Genomic DNA, 7,659 nt, shown 5'->3' with positions numbered 1-7,659 from the left:
GAGGTTCACTGCCGGAGCGCGCATCGGCTTCTGGTTCTGTCAGAGACACGCAGCAGCACGAACCTCCGATGGGCTCCGGCCGTCAGCAGCACGGACTCGCCGTTCCCCGAGCCCCTGGTGGTGCTCTTCTGGCATTCAGGAAGCAGATCGTCCGGAACCCCTCCTAGCATGGTCAGTGACCTGCTCGAACGTTGAACGGAGGGGACTCCCATGGACGTCCTGTTGATCGGCGGCCTCTGGCTGGACGGCACCACCGCCTGGAACGCGGTCGTGCCCGCCCTCACCGACCGCGGCCACCGCCCGGTGCCGCTGACCCTGCCCGGTCAGGGGGACGGGCGGGCGGACGCCACCCTCGCGGAGCAGCTCGCGGCGGTGCTCGCCGCCGTCGACGCGGCGGCGGGGAAGCCGTTGCTGGTGGCGCACTCGGCGGCCTGTTCGCTGGGGTGGATGGCGGTGGACGCCCGGCCGGGCGAGGTCGCGGGGCTGGTGCTGGTGGACGGCTTCCCGCACGAGGACGGGAAGACGTACGCGGAGTGGTTCCCGGTGGTCGACGGCGTGGTGCCGTTCCCCGGCTGGGAGCCCTTCGCGGGGGCGACCAGCGCGGACTTGGACGCGGAGCTGCGGGCCCGGTTCGAGGCGGAGGCCGTGCCCGTCCCGGCCGGGGTCGCACTGGCCCCGGTCCGGCTGGCGGACGAGCGGCGGTTCGGCGTGCCGGTGACGATGCTGTGCGCGGAGGCGTCGCCGGAGGAGGTCCGGGGCTGGGTCGCGCAGGGTGCGGCGCCGGAGGTGTCCCGGATGGAGCGGATCGAGTACGTGGGGCTGGACTCCGGCCACTGGCCGATGTTCAGCCGCCCCGTCGAACTGGCTTCGCTGATCGGTGCGGTGGCCGAACGGGCGTGAGGCTCACGCGTCGTAGTCCACGGTGACCCGGTCGGAGACCGGCCGGGCCTGGCAGGTGAGGACGTACCCGGCGGCCAGCTCGGCCTCCTCGAGGGCGAAGTTGCGCCGCATCTCGACCTCGCCCTCGCGCACCAGGGCGCGGCAGGTGCCGCAGACGCCGCCCTTGCAGGCGAACGGCAGGTCGGGGCGGGCGCGTTGGGCGCCGTCCAGGACGGAGCGGTCACGGGGCAGGGCGAGGGTGCTGGAGCGGCCGTCGAGGACGAGGGTGACCTCGCTGGCGGCGGCGTCGGGCGCGGGTTCGGGGTGCCGTTCCTCGGGGCGCTCGTCCTCGGCGTGGAACAGTTCCTGGTGCACCCGCCCGGCGGAGACGCCGAGTTCGGCCAGCAGCTGCTTCGCCCCGAGCACCATCGCGTACGGTCCGCACAGCCACCAGTGGTCGACGGCGGGGGCGTCCACCAGGGCCTTCAGCAGGGCGGCGACCCGGTCGGGGTCGAGGCGGCCGCTGAGCAGTTCGGCGTCGCGGCTCTCCCGGGAGAGCACGTGGACGAGCTGGAAGCGGTCCAGGTAACGGTCCTTGAGGTCGGCGAGTTCGTCGGCGAACATCACCGTGTCGCTGCGCCGGTTGCCGTACAGCAGGGTGACCCTGGAGTCGGGGTGGCCGGCCAGGACGGAGCCGGCGATGGAGAGCATCGGGGTGATGCCGGAGCCGGCCGCGATCAGCACGTGTTCGCCGGGTTCGGCCGGGTCGGCGGTGAACGCCCCTGCGGGGGGCAGGACTTCGACGACCTCGCCGGTCTTCGCGCCGCTCACCAGCCAGTGCGAGAACAGGCCGCCGGGCACTTCGCGGACGGCGATCCGCAGCGGGCCGCCGACCGGGGAGCACAGCGAGTAGGAGCGGCGTTCGTCGGCGCCGTCGACGATCCGGCGCAGGGTGAGGCTCTGGCCGGGGCGGAAGGCGAACTCGGCGGCCAGGTCGGCGGGGACGTCGAAGGTGACGGCGACGGCGTCCCCGCAGAGCCGTTCCAGGGCGCCGATCGGCAGCGGGTGGAACCGCGGGCGGCGGACGGCCATCAGATCTCCTTGATCCGGTCGAAGGGTTCCCGGCAACTGCGGCACCGCCACAGCGACTTGCAGGCGGTGGAGCCGAACCGGGACAGCTCCTCGGTGTCCGCGGAGCCGCACTGCGGGCAGGCCACCGCCCTTCTGGTCGGGGCGAGTTGCAGCAGTCCGCCGGGCGTCCCGCCGGGGTGCGGGGGCGCGATGCCGGCCTCGGCGAGCTTGCGGCGGCCCGCGGCGCTGATCCGGTCGCTGGACCACGGCGGGTCGATCCGCAGCCGCACCTCGACCTTCGCGAACCCGGCGGCGCGCAGCCGGCGGGCCACGTCGGCGGCCATCTCGGCGACGGCGGGGCAGCCCGAGTAGGTGGGCGTCAGCCAGGCGGTGACCGCCCCGTCCGCCTCCTCGACCTCGACCCCGGCCAGGACGCCGAGGTCGTCCAGGGTGAGCATGGGCAGTTCGGGGTCGGGCACGGCGGCGGCAACCTCCCGGGCGCGCTCCAGCAGGGTGCTCACCACGTCGCCCCCGGGTGTGCTCGGGCCAGCACCTGCAGTTCGGCGAGCAGCGGCCCCATGGCCTCGGTGTGCACCCCGTGCCGCCCGGCCCGCCCGTCCACGTACGCCCGGCCGGGCAGGTCGGGGACGGGCAGCGTGGCCTCGGCCAACACCCGTTCCAGCGCGGCGAGTACGGGTTCGCGCAGCTGCGACGGGTCGGTGCCGAGCCGGAGTTCGACCTCGTGCGGGGTGAACAGCTCGTCCAGCCAGGGCCAGAGCGCGTCCAGCGCCGCGCGCATCCGCCGGTGCGACTCCTCGGTGCCGTCGCCGAGCCGCACCGTCCAGGCGGCCGCGTACTCCCGGTGGTACGCCAACTCCTTGACGGCGAGCGCCGCGACGGCCGCCAGCACCGGGTCGGCGTGGTCGGCGAGGCGCCGGTACAGCTCCTCGCGGGCGGTGGCGAACAGCAGCAGCCGCAGCACGCACTGCGCGAAGTCGCCGTTCTCCAGCTCCACCAGCCGCACGTTGCGGAACTCGGACTCCGGCCGCCAGTAGGCGAGTTCGTCCTCGCTCCGGCCGCTGCCGTCGAGCTGGCCGGCCCGGGTGAGCAGCCGGCGGGCCTGGCCGAGCAGGTCGAGGCCGAGGTTGGCGAGCGCCACCTCCTCCTCCAACTCCGGTGCCCGGGTGATCCACTGGATCAGCCGCTGGGAGAGCACCAGCGCGTCGTCGCCCAGCATCAGGCAGTACGCGGCGAGGTCGGCCGGATCGACGCCGGCCGGCGGCGCGGCGTCCACGCCCAGCAGCGGGTCGGCGAAGCCGGTGCCGTAGGCCCAGCGGGCCTCGCCGTCCGCCTCGCCGCCCGCCTCGGCCAGCGCGAGGTACACGTGGTCGTCGCTCATGTCGCCTTCCCTGCCTGGTTCCTGACGATGACTCAGATGTGCGGGACGTCCTCGGGGATCGGGTAGAACGTCGGGTGCCGGTAGACCTTGTCGCCGCTCGGCGCGAAGAACGCGTCCTGCTCGTCCGGGCTGGACGCGGTGATCGCGTCCGAGCGCACCACCCACAGGCTCACCCCCTCGTTGCGCCGGGTGTACAGGTCGCGCGCCGCGAGCAGCGCCATCTTGTCGTCCGCCGCGTGCAGCGATCCGACGTGCACGTGGTTCAGCCCGCGCCTGGGCCGCACGAACACCTCGTACAGCGGCCAGGAGGCCCGCTCCCCGCTCATCCCGAACTCCCTTCTCGCGCAGCCTGCTTGGCCGCGTACGCCGAGGCCGCCTCGCGCACCCAGGCGCCGTCCTCGTGGGCCGCCCGGCGCCGCTCGATCCGCTGCGCGTTGCACGGCCCGTCGCCCTTGATCACCTGCTGGAGCTCCGACCAGTCGGGCTCGCCGAAGTCCCAGCCGCCGCGCTCCTCGTTCCAGGCGAGGTCCGGGTCGGGCAGCGTCACGCCCAGGTGCTCGGCCTGCGGGACGGTCATGTCGACGAAGCGCCGGCGCAGCTCGTCGTTGCTGTGCCGCTTGATCCGCCAGGCCATCGACCGCTCGCTGTTGGGCGAGGCGCCGTCCGGCGGGCCGAACATCATCAGCGACGGCCACCACCAGCGGTCCACCGCGTCCTGCACCATGGCGCGCTGGGCGTCCGTCCCGGCCATCAGCGTCATCAGCAGTTCGTAGCCCTGCCGCTGGTGGAACGACTCCTCCTTGCAGATCCGCACCATCGCCCGAGCGTACGGCCCGTAACTGCACCGGCACAGCGGCACCTGGTTGCAGATCGCGGCGCCGTCCACCAGCCAGCCGATCACGCCGACGTCGGCGAAGGTCAGCGTCGGGTAGTTGAAGATCGAGGAGTACTTCTGCCGGCCGTCGATCAGCTTCTCGGTCAGCTCGGCCCGGTCCACCCCGAGCGTCTCGGCCGCCGCGTACAGGTACAGGCCGTGCCCGGCCTCGTCCTGGGCCTTGGCCAGCAGGATCGCCTTGCGCCGCAGCGAGGGCGCCCTGGTCAGCCAGTTGCCCTCCGGCTGCATCCCGATGATCTCCGAATGGGCGTGCTGCGCGATCTGCCGCACCAGCGTCGCCCGGTACGCGTCCGGCATCCAGTCCCGCGGCTCCACCCGCGCATCCGCGGCGATCACCGCTTCGAACCGCGCCTCCACGACCCACCTCCCGACTGACCGTTCGGTCGGTTCCATTCTGTACACAGCGGCAGCACCATGACAAGCAGCACAGGGGGAACAAACCAGGGGCTCGGGGAACTGTCGACAGACAGGCATGCACCACCAGGGGCCCGGGGAACGGCGGGTCCGTGCTGCTGACGGTCGGAGCCCATCGGAGTGTTCGTGCTGCTGCGTGTAGTAAACGGAACCGGAAGCCGACGCGCGCTCCGGCAGTGCACCGCCAGCAGACCCGGGCTCGCCGTTCCCCGAGCCCCTGGCGGGGCCCTCCGCCGTTCCCCGAGCCCCTGGCGGGGCCCTTCGCCGTTCCCCGAGCCCCCTACCTTTCGCGCAGGCGCGGCAGCGGCACCGCCAGCAGTGCGGCCAGCAGTGCGATGCGGGGCCCCAGTTGGTCGATGCGGAGGTGTTCGTGGCGGGCGTGCGGGCCGCTGCCGACCGCGCCGAGGCCGTCCAGGGTCGGCAGGCCCCTCGCGCCGGCCAGGTTGGTGTCACCGGCCCCGCCGGCGGGTGCGCCGTCGAGTTGCTGGCCGAGGGCGGCGGCCAGCGAGCGGACGTGGCGCAGCAGCGGGTTTCCGGCGCGTTCGGGCCAGGCGGGGCGGCTGGAGAGGACTTCGGTGCGGACGTCGGCGCCGGGCCGGTGCGGGGTGAGGTGGGCGAGGGTGTCGAGGGTGCGGCGCTGGGCCTCGGTGGTGGCGAAGCGCAGTCCGAGTTCGGCTTCGGCGTGTCCGGCGACGACGTTGGCGCGGGTGCCGCCGCCGATGCGTCCGGTGTTGAGTTCGGTGCCGGGCTGGTGGGCGAGGCCGCGGACGGCGATCAGCTGGTCGACGAGTTCGTCGATCGCGGAGAGGCCGTCGGCGGCGTCGTTGCCGGCGTGGGCCTCGCGGCCGGTGACGGTGAGCCGGACCCGGGTGGAGCCGCGGCGGGCGGTCTTGAGACGGCCGTCGGGGTGCCCGGGTTCGAGTCCGAGGACGGCGGCGGCGCCGCGCAGGTGGCGTTCGACCTGGGTGCGGCCGTCGGGGCTGCCGATCTCCTCGTCCGAGACGATCACCATCCGGACCGGCCGGTGCGGGCGCTGTCCGAGGTCGGCGAGGAGGGCGAACGCGCCTTCCAGCAGGGCGAGTCCGCCCTTCATGTCGAGGACGCCGGGGCCGGTGAGCCGTCCGTCGCGCTCCTCGACGGGCCAGTCGGCGAGGGTGCCGACGGGCCAGACGGTGTCGTGGTGGCCGACCACCAGCAGGTGCGGGAGGTCCTCCTGCTGGCCGGGCCAGTCGAGGACGAGGTGGTCGCCGTGCTCGCAGCGCTTGCGGACGGCGGTGGCCCCGGTGGCGGCGTAGCCGGCGGCGAGTTCTTCGGCGAGGGAGTCGAGCCGGGGCGCGTCGCCGGAGGGGGATTCGATCCCGGCGAGGTCGGCGCAGCGCTTGCGGACGGCCGCGGCGAGGGTCCGGGCCCGGGTGGTGAGGGTGCGCGGGAGGCCGGGCAGGGCGGCGGCGGTGGGGGGCAACGCCGTTGCGGCGCCGGGGGGTTCGGTGCTTGCGGGGGCGGCGTCCGGGGTGTCGGTGGCGGCCGGTGCCCGGTCGGGGTGCGGCTCGGGGGCCACGGTATGGGGGCTCACCGTTCACCTCCGGCGGGTCGCGGGGTACTGGGCGGTATCGGTGGGGCGAGCGGCCGGGGGGTCCTGCGCGGCGTCGGGCTCTGTCGCTGCGTACGGTGCGACCTTGGGCTGGGCAACACTGCGTCCTCCTCGCTCGGTCCGCGGCTCCGGCTCGGCCCGGGGCCCGGGGACGTCGGTCTCCGCTCCTCGGTGCGGACGGGCACCGCGGCAGGGGACCGATGAGCGAGCCTAGAAGATCGGTTCGCCTCCCTGCGAGGTGGCCTGCCGCTCAGCGCGTCGCGGCGGGTCCGGGGGCGCGTGCCCGGCGGACGGTGTCCGTCGGGGCGCGCGCACGGCCCCGGGCCTGGCGCGGCGAGCGGGACGCGATCTTCCGAGTGCGTCCTGCCTCCCACCTTGGACCCACGGGGGCGGTTCGGCAGCACGAACCGCCCACGATCGAGCGAACCCCGTCCGATGGGTGACCGCGAATCAGCCTTTGGTACCAGTCGGGTGGCCCGGGTCCGGGGAAATCCGTTGGCGAACGTTCGTCCCCGGCCGGGACAATCCTCCCCACCGGCCCTTCTCTCCCCCGGAGCCCCGATGTCCGCCTCCCGGTCCGCCCCCCGGTCCGTCCCGCCGCCCGCCGTCGACAGCCTGCGCGGGCTGGCGCTGGGCGACGCGTTCGGCGACCGCTGGTTCCACCCGCCGGTGGAGCAGGCGTCGGCGGAGCAGGCCGCCCGGATCGTCCGGCCGGCGCCCTGGCACTGGACGGACGACACCGCGATGGCGCTGGTCCTGACCCGGCACCTGTGCGACCGCGGCGAGGTCGAACCGGCCGCGCTGGCACGGGAGTTCGCGGCCGAGTACACGGCCTTCCCGCACCGCAAGTACGGGCCGTCGATGCACCGGGTGCTGCGCGAGGTGCAGGACGGGGCGGACCACGTCGCGGTCACCTCGGCGCTGTTCAGCGGCCAGGGGTCGCACGGCAACGGCGCGGCGATGCGGGTCGCCCCGCTCGGCGCGTGGTTCGCGGACGACCTGGCGGTGGTCGCCGAGCAGGCGGTGCGCTCCGCCCGGGCCACCCACGCGCACCCGGAGGCGGCGGTCGGCGCGCAGGCGGTGGCGCTGGCCGCGGCGCTGGCGGTGCGCTCGCGCGGGTCGGCCGCGCCGGGGCGGGCGGAGTTCCTGGCGGAGGTCGCGGGCCTGCTGCCGGAGAGCGACGTCCGCTCGGGGCTGCGGATCGCGGCCCGCTTCCCGGCGGGGACGAGCGTGCGGCACGCCGCGACGGTGCTCGGTTCCGGCTTCGCGGTGTCCGCGCAGGACACCGTCCCGTTCGCGCTGTGGTCCGCCGCCGGGCACCTCGACGACCTCACCGAGGCGCTGTGGCAGACCCTGGCCGGCTGGGGCGACATGGACACCACCTGCGCCGTCGCGGGCGGCGTGGTCGCC

At 74.7% G+C, this 7,659-nt stretch carries 8 protein-coding genes; 2 read left to right on the top strand and 6 right to left on the bottom strand.

Annotation, left to right across the window (positions count from 1 at the left end; all coding sequences use genetic code 11):
• Positions 1-210 precede the first annotated feature (210 nt).
• Positions 211-900 carry an alpha/beta fold hydrolase gene (locus ACFUEL_RS30530; protein WP_380240018.1) on the top strand — a complete coding sequence of 230 codons (690 nt, stop codon included), beginning with the start codon at positions 211-213 and terminating at the stop codon, positions 898-900.
• 3 nt (positions 901-903) lie between these two features.
• On the opposite strand, the gene paaE is transcribed toward ACFUEL_RS30530, so the two are convergent.
• The 6 genes from paaE to ACFUEL_RS30500 form a co-directional block, all read right to left on the bottom strand.
• Positions 904-1,971 (bottom strand): 1,2-phenylacetyl-CoA epoxidase subunit PaaE, encoded by a 1,068-nt coding sequence (paaE, locus tag ACFUEL_RS30525; protein WP_380240017.1) that lies wholly within the window; start codon positions 1,969-1,971, stop codon positions 904-906.
• Positions 1,971-2,474 (bottom strand): 1,2-phenylacetyl-CoA epoxidase subunit PaaD, encoded by a 504-nt coding sequence (gene paaD / locus ACFUEL_RS30520; RefSeq protein ID WP_380240016.1) that lies wholly within the window; start codon positions 2,472-2,474, stop codon positions 1,971-1,973. Before paaD ends, paaE begins: the two co-directional genes overlap by 1 nt.
• On the bottom strand, positions 2,468-3,349 hold the full coding sequence (gene paaC, locus ACFUEL_RS30515) for a 1,2-phenylacetyl-CoA epoxidase subunit PaaC (RefSeq protein ID WP_380240015.1): 882 nt from the start codon (positions 3,347-3,349) through the stop codon (positions 2,468-2,470). Before paaC ends, paaD begins: the two co-directional genes overlap by 7 nt.
• A gap of 32 nt (positions 3,350-3,381) precedes the next feature.
• A complete protein-coding gene (paaB, locus tag ACFUEL_RS30510; RefSeq protein ID WP_344550842.1) occupies positions 3,382-3,675 on the bottom strand; it encodes a 1,2-phenylacetyl-CoA epoxidase subunit PaaB in 294 nt (97 codons plus the stop codon).
• Positions 3,672-4,637, bottom strand: a complete 966-nt coding sequence (gene paaA, locus ACFUEL_RS30505) for a 1,2-phenylacetyl-CoA epoxidase subunit PaaA (RefSeq protein ID WP_380240014.1) — start codon at positions 4,635-4,637, stop codon at positions 3,672-3,674. The genes paaB and paaA overlap by 4 nt, the downstream gene beginning before the upstream one ends.
• 301 nt (positions 4,638-4,938) lie before the next feature.
• Positions 4,939-6,231 (bottom strand): M20 family metallopeptidase, encoded by a 1,293-nt coding sequence (locus ACFUEL_RS30500; RefSeq protein ID WP_380240013.1) that lies wholly within the window; start codon positions 6,229-6,231, stop codon positions 4,939-4,941.
• A 579-nt stretch (positions 6,232-6,810) separates the two neighbouring features.
• Between ACFUEL_RS30500 and ACFUEL_RS30495 the strand changes: the two genes are divergently transcribed.
• On the top strand, positions 6,811-7,659 hold an 849-nt coding region (locus ACFUEL_RS30495; protein ID WP_380240011.1), incomplete at its 3' end, for an ADP-ribosylglycohydrolase family protein.

The sequence above is a fragment of the Kitasatospora sp. NPDC057198 genome, from assembly GCF_042670125.1.
Taxonomy (GTDB): domain Bacteria; phylum Actinomycetota; class Actinomycetes; order Streptomycetales; family Streptomycetaceae; genus Kitasatospora.
The sequence above is the reverse complement of the archived record's forward strand: the minus strand, read 5'-3'. Positions and strand labels throughout refer to the sequence as shown.